The sequence below is a fragment of the endosymbiont of Bathymodiolus septemdierum str. Myojin knoll genome (assembly GCF_001547755.1).
GTDB lineage: Bacteria > Pseudomonadota > Gammaproteobacteria > PS1 > Pseudothioglobaceae > Thiodubiliella.
Map to the genome: position 1 here is coordinate 902,957 of NZ_AP013042.1, position 16,806 is coordinate 919,762.

At 37.5% G+C, this 16,806-nt stretch carries 18 protein-coding genes; 3 read left to right on the forward strand and 15 right to left on the reverse strand.

The features are described from left to right. Position 1: 1 nt before the first annotated feature. The 6 genes from BSEPE_RS04830 to BSEPE_RS04850 are packed head-to-tail and all read right to left on the reverse strand — an operon-like array spanning position 2 to position 5,225. Entirely contained in the window at positions 2-595 is a 594-nt protein-coding gene (locus tag BSEPE_RS04830; protein ID WP_066044654.1) for a riboflavin synthase, read from the reverse strand. Next, positions 596-1,381, reverse strand: coding sequence for a YihY family inner membrane protein (locus tag BSEPE_RS04835; protein WP_066044656.1), 786 nt, complete (start codon positions 1,379-1,381; stop codon positions 596-598). After that, on the reverse strand, positions 1,381-1,545 hold the full coding sequence (locus tag BSEPE_RS08030; protein ID WP_157059389.1) for a hypothetical protein: 165 nt from the start codon (positions 1,543-1,545) through the stop codon (positions 1,381-1,383). The genes BSEPE_RS04835 and BSEPE_RS08030 overlap by 1 nt, the downstream gene beginning before the upstream one ends. Next, complete coding sequence (locus BSEPE_RS04840) at positions 1,532-2,107, reverse strand: zeta toxin family protein (RefSeq protein ID WP_066044658.1); 576 nt, start codon at positions 2,105-2,107, stop codon at positions 1,532-1,534. The genes BSEPE_RS08030 and BSEPE_RS04840 overlap by 14 nt, the downstream gene beginning before the upstream one ends. After that, a complete protein-coding gene (locus tag BSEPE_RS04845; RefSeq protein WP_066044660.1) occupies positions 2,104-3,627 on the reverse strand; it encodes a hypothetical protein in 1,524 nt (507 codons plus the stop codon). The genes BSEPE_RS04840 and BSEPE_RS04845 overlap by 4 nt, the downstream gene beginning before the upstream one ends. A gap of 11 nt (positions 3,628-3,638) precedes the next feature. Continuing rightward, a complete protein-coding gene (locus BSEPE_RS04850; protein ID WP_066044662.1) occupies positions 3,639-5,225 on the reverse strand; it encodes an ABC-F family ATPase in 1,587 nt (528 codons plus the stop codon). A gap of 92 nt (positions 5,226-5,317) precedes the next feature. Between BSEPE_RS04850 and BSEPE_RS04855 the strand changes: the two genes are divergently transcribed. Beyond that, positions 5,318-6,463 (forward strand): FtsW/RodA/SpoVE family cell cycle protein, encoded by a 1,146-nt coding sequence (locus BSEPE_RS04855; protein ID WP_066044664.1) that lies wholly within the window; start codon positions 5,318-5,320, stop codon positions 6,461-6,463. After that, positions 6,456-7,481: an undecaprenyldiphospho-muramoylpentapeptide beta-N-acetylglucosaminyltransferase gene (murG, locus tag BSEPE_RS04860; protein WP_066044666.1), complete on the forward strand. Its 1,026-nt coding sequence runs from the start codon at positions 6,456-6,458 to the stop codon at positions 7,479-7,481. Before BSEPE_RS04855 ends, murG begins: the two co-directional genes overlap by 8 nt. Here murG and bioB read toward each other — a convergent pair. The 6 genes from bioB to BSEPE_RS04890 form a co-directional block, all read right to left on the reverse strand. Beyond that, complete coding sequence (gene bioB, locus BSEPE_RS04865) at positions 7,453-8,412, reverse strand: biotin synthase BioB (protein WP_066044669.1); 960 nt, start codon at positions 8,410-8,412, stop codon at positions 7,453-7,455. The two genes, murG and bioB, sit on opposite strands and share 29 nt — an antisense overlap. 77 nt (positions 8,413-8,489) lie before the next feature. Next, positions 8,490-9,905 (reverse strand): type I glutamate--ammonia ligase, encoded by a 1,416-nt coding sequence (gene glnA / locus BSEPE_RS04870; RefSeq protein ID WP_066044671.1) that lies wholly within the window; start codon positions 9,903-9,905, stop codon positions 8,490-8,492. A gap of 84 nt (positions 9,906-9,989) precedes the next feature. Then, on the reverse strand, positions 9,990-10,217 hold the full coding sequence (locus BSEPE_RS04875) for a sulfurtransferase TusA family protein (RefSeq protein WP_066044674.1): 228 nt from the start codon (positions 10,215-10,217) through the stop codon (positions 9,990-9,992). Continuing rightward, positions 10,214-11,119 carry an oxygen-dependent coproporphyrinogen oxidase gene (hemF, locus tag BSEPE_RS04880; RefSeq protein WP_066044675.1) on the reverse strand — a complete coding sequence of 302 codons (906 nt, stop codon included), beginning with the start codon at positions 11,117-11,119 and terminating at the stop codon, positions 10,214-10,216. Before hemF ends, BSEPE_RS04875 begins: the two co-directional genes overlap by 4 nt. Further along, positions 11,116-11,652 carry an L-threonylcarbamoyladenylate synthase gene (locus BSEPE_RS04885; RefSeq protein WP_066044677.1) on the reverse strand — a complete coding sequence of 179 codons (537 nt, stop codon included), beginning with the start codon at positions 11,650-11,652 and terminating at the stop codon, positions 11,116-11,118. The genes hemF and BSEPE_RS04885 overlap by 4 nt, the downstream gene beginning before the upstream one ends. Beyond that, on the reverse strand, positions 11,649-12,521 hold the full coding sequence (locus BSEPE_RS04890; protein WP_066044679.1) for a tyrosine recombinase XerC: 873 nt from the start codon (positions 12,519-12,521) through the stop codon (positions 11,649-11,651). Before BSEPE_RS04890 ends, BSEPE_RS04885 begins: the two co-directional genes overlap by 4 nt. A 64-nt stretch (positions 12,522-12,585) precedes the next feature. Between BSEPE_RS04890 and htpG the strand changes: the two genes are divergently transcribed. Continuing rightward, positions 12,586-14,436: a molecular chaperone HtpG gene (gene htpG / locus BSEPE_RS04895; protein WP_066044681.1), complete on the forward strand. Its 1,851-nt coding sequence runs from the start codon at positions 12,586-12,588 to the stop codon at positions 14,434-14,436. 78 nt (positions 14,437-14,514) lie between these two features. Here htpG and BSEPE_RS04900 read toward each other — a convergent pair whose 3' ends face one another. Genes BSEPE_RS04900 through BSEPE_RS04910 form a run of 3 tightly spaced genes read right to left on the reverse strand, consistent with a single transcriptional unit; the run spans position 14,515 to position 16,804 of the window. Beyond that, positions 14,515-15,534 carry a S8 family serine peptidase gene (locus BSEPE_RS04900; RefSeq protein ID WP_083502982.1) on the reverse strand — a complete coding sequence of 340 codons (1,020 nt, stop codon included), beginning with the start codon at positions 15,532-15,534 and terminating at the stop codon, positions 14,515-14,517. A 13-nt stretch (positions 15,535-15,547) separates the two neighbouring features. Continuing rightward, positions 15,548-16,015 (reverse strand): hypothetical protein, encoded by a 468-nt coding sequence (locus BSEPE_RS04905; protein WP_066044685.1) that lies wholly within the window; start codon positions 16,013-16,015, stop codon positions 15,548-15,550. Positions 16,016-16,063: 48 nt separating this feature from the next. Then, positions 16,064-16,804, reverse strand: coding sequence for an RNA methyltransferase (locus BSEPE_RS04910; protein ID WP_408065652.1), 741 nt, complete (start codon positions 16,802-16,804; stop codon positions 16,064-16,066). Positions 16,805-16,806 lie beyond the last annotated feature (2 nt).

The window sequence follows — 16,806 nt, forward strand, 5'->3', positions numbered from 1 at the left end:
GTTATTTATTATTTAATAATTGTTCAAGATGGCGGGCAATCATATCAACTTCAATATTCACCACATCCCCTATATTCAGTTGCACTAGCGTCGTTGCCATCAGTGTGTGTGGCACAACATTAATGTCAAATACATTCTCATTAATGTTGTTCACTGTCAAACTCACACCATTCACGGTAATTGATCCTTTTCTAGCAATGTATTTTACCAAAGACTGCGATACGCTAATTTTAAAACGCGTAGATTTACCTTCGGTTACCTTATCTACCACTTCCCCCCGTCCATCTACATGTCCGCTAACTATATGACCGTCAATGCCTTGATTAATGCGCAATGATTTTTCAAGGTTAACATTATTGCCAACCGACAGATCGCCTAAAATAGAGCAATCCAGCGTTTCCTGTGACACATCCGCCTTAAAGCCATCACTGTCTAGATCAATCACCGTTAAACATACGCCACTGACAGCAATACTGTCACCAATAGCAACAGTGTCAAAATCTAAATCAACAGATAAAAAAGTGAACACTACACCTTTTTTGTGCGTGGTTTTGATTTTAACCTGACCGATGGCCTGTATGATACCTGTAAACATCTATTGCTCTTGTTTTTGATATAAACAAAAACTCATACTGGCACCAAACAACACCAATACCCAAGAAAAATAAACCCAAAGCATAAACAGCAATAGCATTGATAACGCGCCATAAATCAATTCATACAAGGGGAAATAATTAATATAGATAAGCAAAATAGATTTTAAAATTTCTAAAAAAAAGGCAGTAATAAACCCAGATTTTAGTGCATTCTTCACAGTAATTTTTTCACTTGGAATGAAGTAATACAATAAACCCAGTCCGATTGCCGAAAGGATAATAGGCAAACTAGAAATAAAAATACCGCCCATCGGCACAAATATAAAGAGTTTTGAGGCGCTCAAATATGAGCTTACAAACAAAGATCCGGCTAAGAACAACGGACCCAAAACCAGCACCAGTAAATACTTTAATAAGCCCAATCCAAAATGGCGTTTTTTTCTCGCCCCCCACACTGAATTAATGCGATGATCCACTTGACGAAATAAGAAAAATGCCGCCAATATCAGAAACACAATACTAACACCTTTAAGCTTTTGCGCACTCGCAATAAATTGATGGATATACTGACTGATTACTTCATAATTTTTGGGTAACAACTGCTCAAACAAAAAAATTTCTAGATATTGTTGTAAGTCAGAAAAATAAGGCGATAAAGAGAACACACTAAAAACCAAAGTAAGCGTTGGCACAATCGCAAACAAAGTTGAAAATGACAACACTGCAGCCGAATCAAAACCATTTTTTAACTTTAAATGCGTTAGTGCTAATTTTAAGGTGTTCATTAGTCTTTGTAGGTATATTCTGGTAAATCTTGCGTTTTAATCTTGACCACTTTTTTAGCTTTTTTATCCCAAATAACGGCATACTGCCCTAACGCTTTTTTAATGGCTAAAGCCTTATTGACGCTCTTTTTCATTGACATTAGGACTTCTCTATCGTTTAACATTTTTAACCCTCAAAATTTCATCCATTATGCTTTGATTGTAAACAGTGAGATTGTCTTTATTTTTGTTAAAGATTAATTCACTGTGATTTTCGTTACCAATACAAATAATACTATCGGTCACCAAAAAATAATCATTTATCAAATTCTCAATACTTCTATTATATCTTCTCTTAATATCTTCAAGCCTAATATTATGCCCGCCATTTTTAACCCTTTCTGCAACTCTATCAATAGATAAATTAACATTGGGTAAATACAGATAAAGCATTTGTACTCGCCAGTTATTTTGTTTTAGTCTATTAATAAGTTTAATATAGTTCTTGCTCGCTAAAGTTGTTTCAATTGCAAAATTTTTTCTATTTTTAATGCATTTTTCAATCTCAATCAACATTAATTTTCCTGCTCTAAATTGAGATAAATCAGGGTTATTAGGTGAAAACCCTGTAGCAATTAAATCTGCGTTAATAAAAGTTGTTTGACTGTCTTTAAAATAATCCAGAGCAAAGGTTGTCTTCCCTGATCCGTTAACGCCTGCAATAATTGTTAAAATTGGATTATTCATAATTTTCTGCTATATTTTCTGAATGCTTGAATAGTTTGGTAAACAAGTAAACCTTCAATAATTCTAAAAATAAAATCTATTGCGTAAGTCAGACCGCTCCAATCACCACCAAACACATCCTTCACTTTATGTGATGGATTTAAAAATATAAAAAATCTAGCGAAAAATTTACTCAAATCATCTAAAACATTTACACTTAAATCCGATATAGGCAAGAGATACAAAAGAAAAATATAAAGAAAAATAGAGAAAAATAGCAACCACTTTAGAGGGAGAAAAAGGTCTAAAGCAAAATCATTAGTATATTTATTGAAGCGTAAAGTTGCTCTATCTGATAACGAGTATTCTTGATTGTTCTTTACTATTTGGTAATGATAATCCATTTCTTTAGCAAAGAATTTTATCGCTTGGGGTTGGTCGTTATTCCTTGATGCTACATTTTTTAAGATTCTATAGGTATCTTGTTTTTTCTCTAATTCATTTTCATCGCCGGTAGTTTGCTCAACCCCTATATCTTTATCACCCCAAATAAGATTTGTATAGTCAATTTCAGTAAAAATATTATCAAATATTACTACCTCATTAAATGAACCTATGTTAACACTTTGAAAATCAGTTTTCCCGATGGAAGTATTATCAATTTGAAATTTTTTATTGTCGCTTGTTTCGTCTTTTTGATAAGTATTTTCAAAATAATCATGAGATATATTAAGAATATTGATTTTATAAAGTCTAAACTTTCCTATATTTCTAAAATTTGTAAGTTTAAAATTTTCAAAATGACAATCTCCAATATTTAATTCTGCGTTTTGTGGGAGTTTTAAATTTGATAAAACAAAATCCTTAACACTAACAAAGCCAATTCTTAAATACACCCCATCATTAGCAGAGCAATCTATTAAATGTAATTTATTAAGGTGTAATTTTGTTTCTTGAACAATTTCATATTTTTCAAAATCTGTTCCGCCTGGTAGTTGTGCTCTATGTTCGCTATTTCTGATTTTAAGTTTTTTAGAAAAATGACACCAGTTAAAAATAAACGATAAGTCATTTTCTTTGTGGTCAAATTCTATTAAACACTCATCTTCAAATTTTGTATTCCAAAAAGCAAAATTTGGAATATTTGGTTTTTCATTAAACTGTTCACGAGAATATATGCTTGTGGTTTTATCGAACTCACCAGAAATCAAATAACTCCTCTTTATTGTTACTTCTTTTAAAAAAATATTATTACAGAAAATAAACAAACCCGAAGAAGTAAAATCATCATCAGTTAAAGATATCTCAAAATTAAAGACACATCTTTCAAAGACACATCTTTCATCAAGATTTTTCTTGCTTATACTTATGCTATCTAAAAACTTAAACCCCTCATCTTTTGTTTTTTCAAAGCGGTCGCGACATTCTGTTAAGGAATTTATCACTAGGTATTGTTGACCTTCTATTGGTACGCGACCATTCTTATCTATCTCTATCTTCTCACCTCTATAGAAAATGCATTCGCCTTTTGATTCTGACATAATAATTAACTTTACCTTTGAGACTTTAAATAATCTTCGTAATTACCCGCATAATAAATAGCATCATTTTCTGTAAGTTCTATAATTTTAGTGGATAGTGATGAAACAAACTCTCTATCATGGCTGACGAATATCAATGTCCCTTCATAATTCTCTAACGCAAGATTAAGTGCTTCAATAGACTCCATATCAAGGTGGTTGGTTGGCTCATCCATAACTAAAACATTTGGATTTTGTAACATAAGTTTGCCAAATAACATCCTGCCTTTTTCACCACCAGAAAGAGATTTAACACTTTTTTCAATATCATCCTTACCAAATAGCATTTTCCCAAGAACAGAGCGCATATCTTGAATGTCTTGCTTTGGAGTTTTAAATTGTGCCATCCAATCTAAGACCGTTATGTCTTCTGCAAAGTCGTCACTATGATCCTGTGCGTAATAGCCAATATTAACATTCTCACTCCACTTAATCTTACCCTTGTCAGCTTCGATTTCGCCGACCAAGGTGCGTAGTAGCGTGGTTTTACCGGTACCATTTTGACCGATAATGGCAATGCGTTCTCCGACTTCAAAAAGAAAGTGAATGTCTTTTAAAACTTCCACACCATCAAAACTTTTATTTAACCCCTCTACTTCAATAATATTACGGTGCAAGGCTTTGTCTTGTCTGAAATTAATATAAGGGCTAACACGGGAGGATGGACGCATGTCATCTAACACAATTTTGTCTAATTGCTTAAGACGAGAAGTTGCCTGTTTAGATTTAGAGGCATTGGCAGAAAAACGCGAGACGAAGTGTTTAAGCTCCTTCATTTTTGCCTCTTTCTTGGCGTTATCTGACTGCATTTTCTCTTGAATGGCAGTGGCAGCAATCATAAAGTCATCATAGTTCCCTGGGAAGGTTTTTAATGCGCCATAATCTAAGTCTGACATATGGGTGCAAACACCGTTTAAGAAATGCCTATCGTGAGAAATAATGACCATTGTGGCTTTACGAACTTTCAACACACCCTCTAACCAGCGAATTGAATCAATGTCCAAGTTGTTGGTTGGCTCATCAAGTAACAAAATTTCAGGATCAGAGAACAGTGCTTGCGCTAATAACACACGCAATTTCCAACCTGGTGCAATCTCACTCATTAGATTATAGTGCTGATCCTCGGGAATATCCAAACCTAGTAATAACTCACTGGCAGAAGATTCTGCCATATAACCATCCATTTCAGCAAATTCCATTTCTAATTCTGCAACTTTGGTGCCATCTTTTTCACTCATTTCTGCCAAAGCATAAATACGCTCTCTTTCTTGCTTTACTTGCCAAAGTTTTTCGTGCCCCATAATCACGGCATCCACCACTCGATATTCTTCATAAGCAAACTGGTCTTGACGCAAAATACCCAATCGCTCACCATCACTAATACTAACAGTGCCATGGGTTGGTGTTAATTCGCCAGTTAAAATTTTCATAAAGGTTGATTTGCCGCAACCATTGGCACCAATCAAGCCATAACGATTGCCGTCAGAAAATTTAATAGAAATATTTTCAAATAAAGGTTTTTCACCGAATTGCATGGTGATATTGGCGGTAGATATCATAATTTTATCGTTGTTTTTACAAAACGCACATTATCCCATAAGGATTATAATATAAGGTATAAATAGCACTCAAATTATTCACTTGTAAAATTATGTTTGCTTTCTTAAAAATATTTGATAAAACGGGTCAGGTTCCTGATAAAAAATTACTATTTGCCATAATGTCATTAGTGATTTTTGGCTGGATAATGTCGTCTTCCGCATCAATTGGGCACTTTGGTATCTACAATAAAGCTTTTATGCAATTAGGTTTTATTGTGGTTGGCATAGTGGCTGGAATTTTTACACTTAAAACACCCTTGTCTTTTTATAAAGAAAATCGTTATTGGCTTATTTTACTCACGCTGATATTATTGATTGTTGTCATTACCCCTTTGGGGAAAACCATTAACGGTTCTACACGCTGGATTCCCTTAGGCGGTTTTAATTTACAGCCTTCTGAAATCTTAAAACTTGTGATTATTTTATTTACCGCAGGCTTTTTAGTTGAGCAAGAGGAGGATTTAAGACACCCGTGGCTCGGTTTCATTAAAGCCTTGTTTATTATTGCTATTCCAAGCGTATTGTTGATTATTGAGCCTGATTATGGTGCAACCATCATTGTCGTTGCAACAATACTAATTATGTTGCTGGTAGCAGGGGTTTACTTAAAGCAGTTGATTGCCACTGGTGGCATTCTTAGTCTATTGATTATTGGGATTATTTCCACAAACCAAAATCGAGTGGATCGTTTTACCGCCTTTTGGCGAGAAGACTTATGGCTTAATCATTCTGATAAAGTATGGCAGACCAAACAAGCGCTCATTGGTATTGCTAGAGGGGATTGGACTGGTGTGGGCTTGGGCAATGGCATTCAAAAATACACCAAACTACCTGAGCCCCATACCGATATGATTTTTGCAATTATCGGTGAAGAAACGGGGATTATCGGCATGGGTTTCGTTCTACTTACCTTTACTTACATTATTCTCAGAGGTTTTAAAATTGCCAGAGAGGCGCTTAAAGATGACCGTAGATACAGTTCTTATGTCGGTTTTGGCATCTGCACCTGGTTAAGTATGCAATTTAGCGTCAATATCTCCATGAATCTTGGGCTTATTCCACCTAAAGGCTTTACTTTGCCTTTGGTTAGTTATGGGGGATCTAGTATGATATTGATACTCGTTTCTATGGCAATTTTATTAAGAATTGATTTGGAAAACAGAACGGAATCCTCAAAACGGAGATATTATGTCTAAAAATAAAACCATTCTTATTATGGCAGGTGGTACAGGTGGCCATATATTTCCTGCATTGGCAATTGCAAAAGCGTTGGCGCAACACTCGGTTAAGGTTGAATGGTTAGGCACTAAAAAAGGCATGGAAAACAGCCTTGTGCCTAAACATAATATTAAGCTACATACGGTTAGCGCCGTGGGTTTACGGGGTAAAAAATTACTCAGCCTTACTAAAGCACCCTTCTTACTCTCGCTTGCCGTATTACAAACTTTTGCTGTGTTTATACGCGTCAAACCCGATGCGGTTTTAGGCATGGGTGGATTTGCCTCAGGCATTGGTGGCTTAGTGGCTTGGCTATTACGCAAACCGCTCATTATTCACGAACAAAACGCCATCCTTGGCACAACCAACAAGAGTCTATCAAAACTTGCCACGCAGACATTTCAAGCTTTTGATGGTGCATTTTCCGATAATAGTATTATTACTTCAGGTAATCCCGTGGTATTTCAACCAAAGAATAATCATAAAAAAGGTGAAAAACTGAATTTATTAATTGTTGGCGGTAGTTTAGGCTCAAAACCCATTAACGACATCGTTAGCAAGCTCACTATTGACATTAATATCTGGCATCAAACAGGAAAACAGCATTTGGACACTGTCCAAGTCCAATACAGCAATAAAAATGCAAAAATAGTGGCATTTATTGATGATATGGCTAGTGCTTATGCTTGGGCAGATGTGGTGCTATGTCGTGCGGGCGCAATGACAGTGTCGGAGTTAATGTTGGCGGCGAAGCCGAGTATCTTGATTCCTTTGCCACATGCAATTGACAATCATCAATTTTACAATGCTAAGATTTTAGCCGACCACAGGGCGGGAATTCTGATTGAGCAAAAGAAGTTAACCCTTGAGGGGCTAGAAGAAATACTGCTTAATTTGGACGCAGACAGCATTCAAACCATGTCACAAAATGCCAAGAAACTGGCAAAACCTAACGCAGCAACTGAAATCAGTGCGTACTTACTGACTGTCGATTAATGCCTAACTTTTTAAATAGCATTTGATCTGCATTGGTATCTGGATTACTCGTTGTCAATAATTGTTCGCCGTAAAAGATAGAATTTGCCCCTGCAAAGAAACACATCGCTTGCATTGCTTCACCCATTTCCGTGCGACCTGCTGACAAACGCACCACAGATTTCGGCATCATAATACGGGCTACTGCAATAGTACGGACGAATTCGGTTTCACTTGGTGGCGTAACTTTTTCAAAAGGCGTACCTGGGATTGGCACCAAAAGATTGAGTGGCACAGAATCAGGGTGTTTTTCAAGATTTGCCAACGAACGCAACATGGATGCACGGTCAGATTGCCCTTCTCCTAAACCTAAAATACCACCACTACAAACATGAATGTCGGCATTTTGCACCGATTCTAAGGTGTCCAATCTATCTTGAAAATTACGCGTAGTAATCACATTAGAATAGTTCTCTTCCGAGGTATCAATGTTGTGATTATAGTAATCCAACCCCGCTTCTTTCAGTGTAAATGCCTGCGCCTGCGTCAGCATACCCAAAGTCACGCAAGTTTCCATACCCATTGCTTTAACACCTTGAATCATCGGAATGACTTTGTCCAAACTCTTGTCTGTCGGATTACGCCATGCAGCCCCCATACAAAAACGCGTTGCACCATTATCTTGTGCAGTTTTTGCCTCTTTAAGCACCATGTCAATTTCCATCAACTTCTCGCGCTCTAAGCCTGTATCGTATTTAGAACTCTGTGAGCAGTACGAGCAGTCCTCTGGACAAGCACCTGTCTTAATATTCAGCAAAGAACTAACTTGGACAGCATTAGGGTCAAAATTACCTCTGTGTATCGTATGCGCTTTAAATAACAGGTCGTTAAAAGGCAAAGCAAATAATGCCTCAACCTCTGCCAATGTCCAATCGTTTTTTAATTTTGTCATAGTGCGATATTTTACTATACTTCAAATGCAAAAAAACCGTGCAATTGCACGGTTTTTTTTATTTTAGATATTACCAATTAACAACTGTAATACATATCAAACTCAACAGGATGAGGTGAAGCACGCAATGCTGTTACCTCCTCCATTTTAAGTTCAATAAATGAATCGATCACATTATCAGTAAACACGCCGCCTGCTTTTAAGAATTCACGGTCTGCATCCAATGCCTCTAATGCCTGGTCAAGTGACCCACAAACCTTAGGAATCTTAGCTTTTTCCGCTTCAGACAATTCATACAGATCCTCATCTCCTGGCTTACCTGGGTCAATTTTATTCTTAATACCATCAAGGCCCGCCATTAACATTGCAGAGAACGCTAAATATGGATTGGCTGTTGGGTCAGGGAAACGAACTTCTATACGACGACCTTTTGGGCTAGAAACAAAAGGGATGCGAATAGCGGCAGAACGGTTTTTAGCTGAATAAGCCAACATTTCAGGCGCTTCAAATCCTGGCACCAAACGCTTGTAAGAGTTAGTTGAAGAATTGGTAAAGGCATTTAACGCTCTCGCATGCTTGATAATACCACCAATATAATAAAGTGCCATTTGACTTAATTGACCATATTCGCCTCCATCAAATAAATTTTTACCGTCTTTAGAGATTGACTGATGAACATGCATACCATTGCCATTATCAACCGCAATCGGCTTAGGCATAAAGGTTGCTGTTTTGCCGTACATATGGGCAACATTGTGAATACAGTATTTAAGAATTTGGGTTTCGTCTGCTTTTTTCACTAGCGTGTTAAATAAAGCACCAATTTCACATTGTCCAGCTGTGCCTACTTCGTGATGATGTACTTCGGTTGTAACACCCATTTCTTCAATAGCCAAACACATTTCTGCGCGTAAATCATGTAATGAGTCCACCGGTGGCACTGGGAAATAGCCGCCTTTAATTCTAGGTCGGTGCCCTTTGTTGCCACCTTCAAAATCAGAACCAGATTCCCAATCGGCTTCTTCAGAATGGATTTCATAAAAAGCCTTTCCTAAGCCAAAACCTGTGTCCCATTTAACACTGTCAAAAACAAAAAATTCTGGCTCATTACCAAAATAAGCGGTATCACCAACCCCCGTTTCATTTAAATAAGCTTCAGCTCTTTTAGCAATAGAGCGAGGGTCTTTTTCATAGCCTTTCATATCATTTGACTCAATAACATCACAGGTAATGTTAAGCGTAGACTCTTGAGTAAATGGGTCTAAAACTGCTGTTGTTGTATCCGGTTTGAGGATCATATCAGATTCATTAATTGGCTTCCATCCAGCGATTGAGGAGCCGTCAAACATTTGCCCCTCTTCTAATTTTTCAGCATCAATGGTATGTGCAGGAACACTCACATGTTGCTCCTTGCCAATTGTGTCAGTAAAACGAAAGTCAATAAATTTTACCTCATTGTCTTTTATCATATTCATTACATCTTTTGCAGACATAGTTTTCTCCTATTTTTTAAATAAATTTACTGACAATCTTTGTCAACTGGCTTGCGTCATTACAAGCAAAAACAGTCAACAATTCTACCCTATTTTCTCCACAAGTAAAACAATCTTGTCGTATTTTCCATCAATTTTAAGTACTTTATGTCCGTGAACCTTGCACCAGGCGGGGATGTCGTGAAGAACACCAGGGTCTGTTGCTATCATTTCAATAATATCTCCTGCTTTAATTTTTTCAATAGTTTCACCAAGACGAATAACAGGCATTGGACAAAGCAGGCGTTTAACATCTATCTGATGAGTTGTCATAATGCCAGCCAATTTTTCGGCTTAAGAAAATAACTGCAAAGCCTTTCTTCCTCACTATTAGGCTCAACCTTGTACTGATACTCCCAGCGTACTAACGGTGGCAATGACATTAAAATGGACTCTGTACGACCATCGGTTTGCAGTCCGAACAAGGTGCCACGATCATAGACAAGATTAAATTCGACATACCGACCACGGCGATAAAGTTGAAATTGGCGCTGCTGGTCGGTGTAAGGCGTATCTTTGCGTTTTTCAACAATTGGACGATAGGCTTTGATATAGCTATTGCCAACGCTTTGCATAAAAGCAAAACAGTCTTCAAAACTACCTTCATTGAGATCATCAAAGAACAATCCGCCAATACCGCGTTGCTCATCACGATGTTTTAGATAAAAATAATCATCACACCATTGTTTATATTTAGCGTAAGTGTCAACGCCAAAAGGGTCGCAAGCATCTTTGGCACTTTGATGCCAAGCGATACAATCTTCGTCAAAGCCGTAATACGGGGTTAAATCAAAACCACCGCCAAACCACCAAATTGGATCTTCGCCGTCCTTTTCAGCGATGAAAAAACGCACATTAGCATGGGAAGTTGGAACATAAGGATTAAGCGGGTGGATAACAAGTGAAACCCCTAATGCAGTAAAACTACGCCCTGCTAATTCGGGTCTAAGAGCGGTGGCAGAAGCAGGCATATTGTTACCATGGACAATGGAATAATTGACGCCAGCTTGTTCAAAAACTGTGCCATTTGTCAACACTCTAGTCAGCCCATCACCTTTACCATTGGGTTTTTTCCATTTGTCTTTGATGAACAACGCACTGCCGTCAACCGCCTCTAATTGTTCACAAATATCAGCCTGTAAGCTAAGTAAATACTGTTTAACTTGGTTAATCATCTTAATCGCTCTCCCGTGTGTAAATTAATAATTCGTGAAGCCTGACCATTATCCTTGTTTTGTGTAAGGATAAAATCCAATTGTTGTTGAAAATCAATATTTAATTTGAGCGCGCTATCGACAGCCTGCTTGCCACTAATATTAGCACTAGTGGAAAGCAAAGCACTGTTACATTTTTTGCATAAATAGACGATAAGCGGATCATCGGTAATACGAACGCCAACGGTATCAAATTTACCTGTGATTAACGATGAAACGGCATTGTTGGCTTTAAGCAAATAGGTGGTTGGATACCGCTGAGGCTGAATTTTTTCAAGTAAATCGGCGTCTTGCACAAACGATGTAAGCAAGTCAGTATCACTGGCAAGTAGGATAATGCCTTTTTCGGGACTACGGCGTTTGAGTCGCAGTATTTTTTGTATGGATTGCTGACATTTTGGCAAGCAAGTCAAGCCTTGAATAGTGTCCGTTGGAATGCTAACGACGCCGCCCATTGTAAGGATTTTGGCAGTTAATCGAGTTTTGAAATTCATTTTTTTGCCCTCGGATGACATTTATCATAAACCTTGCTTAACTCTAAAAAATCAAGATGGGTGTAGACTTGTGTGGATTTAATACTCTCATGCCCTAAAAAATCTTGCACAGAGCATAAGTCGTGACTAGACTGCAAAAAATGTGTGGCAGCTGTGTGGCGAAGCATATGAGGGTAGACATTGACTTTAATGCCAACGCTTAATGCCCGTTTCTTAATCATTAGCTCAATCGCCCTAACACTCATTCGTTGCCCTTTATTGTTTAAGAATAAAGCACCCATGACAATCCCTGTTTTTTGCAAATAACGACTGAGTGCCTTTTGTGCGGCTTTACCCAAGGGCGTGTGACGCATCTTTGAACCTTTGCCCATCACTTGCAAAAAACCCCCTTCAAAGTCAATGTTGTTCACATTTAAACCTACCAGTTCTGACACCCTAAGTGCGCACGAATAAATCACTTCAATAATAGCAATATTACGCAGTTCTATTGCGCTTTTAGACTGCAGTCTTAATAGTAATTCTATTTGATTGTAGTCCAGAGTTTTGGGTAAATTTTTATCAATTTTGGGCGACCGCAACCCCACCGAACAATTATTTAGAATGATATCGTGATTGACTAAATAGGTGAAAAAACCACGCACAGAAGACAAATGGCGACGAATACTGCGAGCACTATTATTATGACTGCGTAGATTTATAATTAAGGCATTCAAGTGCTCTATAGTAACCTCCGCCCACTGTTGAATGTGTTGTTGTTGTAAAAAATCCAATAATTGGTACAAGTCTTTTGCATATGCCCGCTGAGTATTTAGCGCATAATTACGCTCAATATCAAGGTAGGAAATAAAATCATTAATATTTTCTTGCATAGATGCTTGAATTTTTGTGTTTTGTCTATATTTAGGTATTTTACGCACAACATGGAGTTAAAAAATGGCAGAAAAACAAACACATACTTTTCAGACGGAAGTCTCTCAATTGTTAGACTTAATGATTCACTCTTTATACTCAAATAAGGAGATTTTTTTGCGTGAGTTGATTTCTAACGCATCTGATGCGATTGATAAATTGAAGTTTGAGTCACTTTCTAACGATACAATGGTGGAAGGTAAGGAAGATTTATCCGTTTTTGTTGAAGTCGATAAAGCCAAAAAGACCATTACCATTACTGATAACGGTATTGGCATGACAGAATCGGAAGTCAATAAAAATATTGGCACTATTGCGAATTCTGGTACTAAAAAATTCTTAAAAGGAATGAACGAGAAGCAAGCACAGGATTCTAATTTAATTGGTCAGTTCGGCGTGGGCTTTTATTCAGCATTTATTGTAGCCGATAAGGTAACACTAATAACAAGGAAAGCAGGTGCTAAAGGTAAAAAAGGCATACAATGGACTTCAGCTGGCAAAGGTAAATACTCTATTGAGAAAGTGGATTGCCCTGATTTTGGTACTAAGATTGTGTTGCACATTAAAGACGATGAGGCTGAGTTTTTAGACGAACAGCGTCTGCGAGGTATTATTAGTAAATATTCTGACCACATTACCGTACCGATTATGATGGTTAAGCACTCAGAAAAGAGTGATGATATTGAATATGAAGCAGTAAATAAGGCGAATGCGTTTTGGGCACAGGACAAAGCTGATTTAAAGCAAAAGGATTATGATGAATTTTACAAGTCATTGACTTTTGATTTTGAGGCGCCATTGACGCAATTGCATAACAAGGTTGAGGGTAATCTTAACTACACTTCTCTACTTTACATACCCTCTAAAGCGCCTTTTGATATGTGGGAGCCAAAACGCAAAGGTGGGATTAAGTTGTATGCAAAACGCGTCTTTGTTATGGAAGATAACGAAGAATTAATGCCCCTTTATTTGCGATTCGTCAAGGGTGTGATTGATACAGCTGACCTATCCCTGAATGTTTCGCGTGAGATTTTACAGGGCAGTAAAGTTGTCGATACGATTCGCAAAGCATCTGTTAGCCGCATTCTTAAAGAATTGGAAAAAATGGCAAAAAATAAGCCTGAAAAATATGCAACTTTTTGGAAAGAATTTGGCATGGTGATGAAAGAAGGCGTAGTTGAGGATTTTTCCAATAAAGATAAAATCGCTAAATTACTGCGTTTTGCAACTAATAAAAGCGACAATGCTACGCAAACTGCAACGCTTGAATGTTATGTCAAAAGCATGCAAAAAGACCAAAAGGCAATTTACTACATCACTGCTGAGACTTATGAAGCTGCCAAAGGCTCACCACATTTGGAGGTATTCAACAAGAAAGACATTGAAGTTTTATTGTTATCTGACCGTGTGGACGAGTGGATGGTAAGTAATTTTGGAGAATTTGACGGTATTCCGCTTAAATCAATTGCCAAAGGTGACTTAGAAGATTTAGACTCTAAAGAAGACAAAAAGGAAAAAGAAAAAGTAGCTAAAGACTTTGAGAAAGTCATTAAAGATATGCAAAAAATTCTTGATGCGCAAGTCAAGGAAATTAAAGTATCTTCTCGCTTGAGCGAATCCCCTTCTTGCCTTATTGCTGATGAAAATGAAATGGGTGGTAACATGGAGCGTATTATGAAATCACTCGGTCAAGATGTGCCTGATACCAAGCCAATTCTTGAAATCAATCCAAAACACCCTTTAGTTAAAAAACTCAAAACTAAAGTTGATGAGGATTTGGTAAATGTGTTGTTTGATCAGGCGCTATTAAGCGAAGGTGGGCAATTAAAAGACCCTGCTGAGTTTGTAAAACGCATGAATAAATTGATCAATTGACTTAGTAACTAACGAACAAAAAAAAGCCCGAGAAATCGGGCTTTTTTTTATCACTTTTTAAAACTTTAAAGTTACACTTTAGTGCAAACTACCAATTGGCGCTAGTGCGGCACCTATATTTAGTTTCCCATGCCCATAAACATCGTCCACACCTTCTACACCTAAATCATCGGCTGTATTCAAAATTATCGTGGCTGTCTGGGAGCCGCTAAGATTTGGAAATTTATGGCGAGTTAATGCACCAGCACCAGCAACCCTAGGCGTGGAAAATGAATTGCCGTGTGCACCCCCATCGCTATCAACTGTTATGTAGTCAGACGAAGTAACGATAAATTGATTTTTATGAGCTGCTCCAGCTTGATTGGACCACGGTGGAATCTTGTTGTTACTGTCAACCTCGCCAACATAAATTAAATTATTTGAATTAAAGCCTTTTACCGCCCAGCCGTTGCATTTCTCTACTGTCATAGCGGCGTCATTTGGGCAATTGACAAATCCACCGCGACCTGTTCTACCTGGACTATCGTCTCGAGTCCCACTCCAATTACTATGTTGTGCTGCCACTGTTATAAGGGCGTCAGAAGCTTTAAAATCTACTATCAGCCCCTCAACATACTTATTAAGATTCGAGTCAGATAACAACGATGACGGTGAATATCCTGATGAGGTTGTTATTACATTAGAGGACATAGTTTTTAAATTTTTAGCAGAATCATCCAAAGCCCCAAGATTAAATTCATTTCTTGTTATGCCTGGGGCTGTTACATAGACAATATCACTAACAATCCTGCCATGATCCTCACTACTATTAAAAACATCGAGAATACTAACGGTCTTTCCTTTGCCTGTCCAACCATCTTTATGCGCCTGCTCCACGCCAGGAATATTAAGCCTTGTATATAAGTCGGCTACTGTGTCTTGACTAGCGCTATTCGCTGTCAAGAATTCCTGTAGATAAATCACTCCTTTTTTAGAATCTGCAATCCCCTCGGTTTTGTCAAACCCTGTTGTATCTATAACCTTTTTTGACCCGCCGCCACAGCCAGTTAACAATACCGACCCTATTATTCCCATTGTGATTAATATCTTCATGCTCATACAAATAACCTAATTAAAATTTATACCTATATTTAAGCTCAACCTTTGTATTTACATTGTTCTTAGGCTGTGTAAATGGCTCTAATGTAGCTAAATTATCACAAAAAAATTGCCTGCCCGTTCCGCTATCGTCTGTACACGCAACTTCGGTTGTTTTGCCGCCAAATTTTGTAGATACACCAAAACTTATGTGGCTATTATTACTGGTAATCACTAATTGTGTTACCCCTGCTATTAGCGCCTTGCTCCTGTTTCGCTTCTGAGATTTTAACCCACTGTCAAAATACAAATCAACTCTAGTATTTGAATTAAATATCAAATAACCTCTCAAGTTAAATTGATTATTTTGGACTTTGTAAAATGTTGAAATATCATGAACAACATTATTACTGTCAACAACTGTAGTTAAAGTTGCATTATTATAACTTCCACTATTTAAGAGTTGGGCGGACACAATACAAGTTTTAATAAAACATATCATCAAAATACCTTTGCAATTATTACTTCTTACATCTAAATAATTATAACCTTACTTTAAATAAGGTTTGATGTTTCTAAGGATCCCTCTAAAAATTGCCACTTCTTCTTTTTCAGGCTCTGCTCTACCGAAAAATCGCCGCAATCGCCGCATTAATAAAGCCTTTGGACGCTTATCTTCAAAGTATTCAATATACTCTAATACTTGAGAAAAGTGTGCGTAGAAACCTTCTAACTCCTGATAACTGGCCAATACATTTTCACTTTTTTCAAATTCTGTCGTGGTGTTATAGACATAATTTTGATAAGCGAAAACTTGAATGGCAGAGGCGACATTAAGTGAAAAGTAATTAGGGTTACCAGGGATGGTCATTAGGATTTGACACAAATCTAACTCTTCATTGGTTAAGCCAAATTTTTCTGTACCGAATACAACAGCCACTTCTTGCCCCTTAATGCCGGTGGTTTGTTTAATTTCAGCACAAGCACTAACCACATCCATTTGTCGCCATTTTATATTGCGTTGACGGGCACTGGCACCGATGACGAGGTGTGTACCTTGTAAAGCCTCCTCTAGAGAATTACAAACAACAGCTTGAGATAACACATCGTCTGCACCACTTGCTCTGGCAGTAGCAACGGCGGACGGATAACCTCTTGGATTGACCAAATACAACCGCGATAAATTCATGTTTTTCATTGCGCGGGCTGCCGCGCCAATATTCCCAGGTTCCGTGGTATTAACCATTACTATTCGTACACTATCAAAGGTATAATTTGTTTCTTTTGTCATTT

Excerpts from the sequence above, each read along its gene's own strand:
- htpG (WP_066044681.1), top strand. The coding sequence starts at position 12,586 with ATGGCAGAAAAACAAACACATACTTTTCAGACGGAAGTCTCTCAATTG.
- BSEPE_RS04900 (WP_083502982.1), bottom strand. The coding sequence starts at position 15,534 with ATGAGCATGAAGATATTAATCACAATGGGAATAATAGGGTCGGTATTG.
- BSEPE_RS04890 (WP_066044679.1), bottom strand. The coding sequence starts at position 12,521 with ATGCAAGAAAATATTAATGATTTTATTTCCTACCTTGATATTGAGCGT.
- murG (WP_066044666.1), top strand. The coding sequence starts at position 6,456 with ATGTCTAAAAATAAAACCATTCTTATTATGGCAGGTGGTACAGGTGGC.
- hemF (WP_066044675.1), bottom strand. The coding sequence starts at position 11,119 with ATGATTAACCAAGTTAAACAGTATTTACTTAGCTTACAGGCTGATATT.
- BSEPE_RS04875 (WP_066044674.1), bottom strand. The coding sequence starts at position 10,217 with ATGACAACTCATCAGATAGATGTTAAACGCCTGCTTTGTCCAATGCCT.
- BSEPE_RS04885 (WP_066044677.1), bottom strand. The coding sequence starts at position 11,652 with ATGAATTTCAAAACTCGATTAACTGCCAAAATCCTTACAATGGGCGGC.
- BSEPE_RS04845 (WP_066044660.1), bottom strand. The coding sequence starts at position 3,627 with ATGTCAGAATCAAAAGGCGAATGCATTTTCTATAGAGGTGAGAAGATA.
- BSEPE_RS04830 (WP_066044654.1), bottom strand. The coding sequence starts at position 595 with ATGTTTACAGGTATCATACAGGCCATCGGTCAGGTTAAAATCAAAACC.
- BSEPE_RS04835 (WP_066044656.1), bottom strand. The coding sequence starts at position 1,381 with ATGAACACCTTAAAATTAGCACTAACGCATTTAAAGTTAAAAAATGGT.
- BSEPE_RS04910 (WP_408065652.1), bottom strand. The coding sequence starts at position 16,804 with ATGACAAAAGAAACAAATTATACCTTTGATAGTGTACGAATAGTAATG.
- BSEPE_RS08030 (WP_157059389.1), bottom strand. The coding sequence starts at position 1,545 with ATGTTAAACGATAGAGAAGTCCTAATGTCAATGAAAAAGAGCGTCAAT.
- bioB (WP_066044669.1), bottom strand. The coding sequence starts at position 8,412 with ATGACAAAATTAAAAAACGATTGGACATTGGCAGAGGTTGAGGCATTA.
- BSEPE_RS04850 (WP_066044662.1), bottom strand. The coding sequence starts at position 5,225 with ATGATATCTACCGCCAATATCACCATGCAATTCGGTGAAAAACCTTTA.
- BSEPE_RS04840 (WP_066044658.1), bottom strand. The coding sequence starts at position 2,107 with ATGAATAATCCAATTTTAACAATTATTGCAGGCGTTAACGGATCAGGG.
- glnA (WP_066044671.1), bottom strand. The coding sequence starts at position 9,905 with ATGTCTGCAAAAGATGTAATGAATATGATAAAAGACAATGAGGTAAAA.
- BSEPE_RS04905 (WP_066044685.1), bottom strand. The coding sequence starts at position 16,015 with ATGATATGTTTTATTAAAACTTGTATTGTGTCCGCCCAACTCTTAAAT.
- BSEPE_RS04855 (WP_066044664.1), top strand. The coding sequence starts at position 5,318 with ATGTTTGCTTTCTTAAAAATATTTGATAAAACGGGTCAGGTTCCTGAT.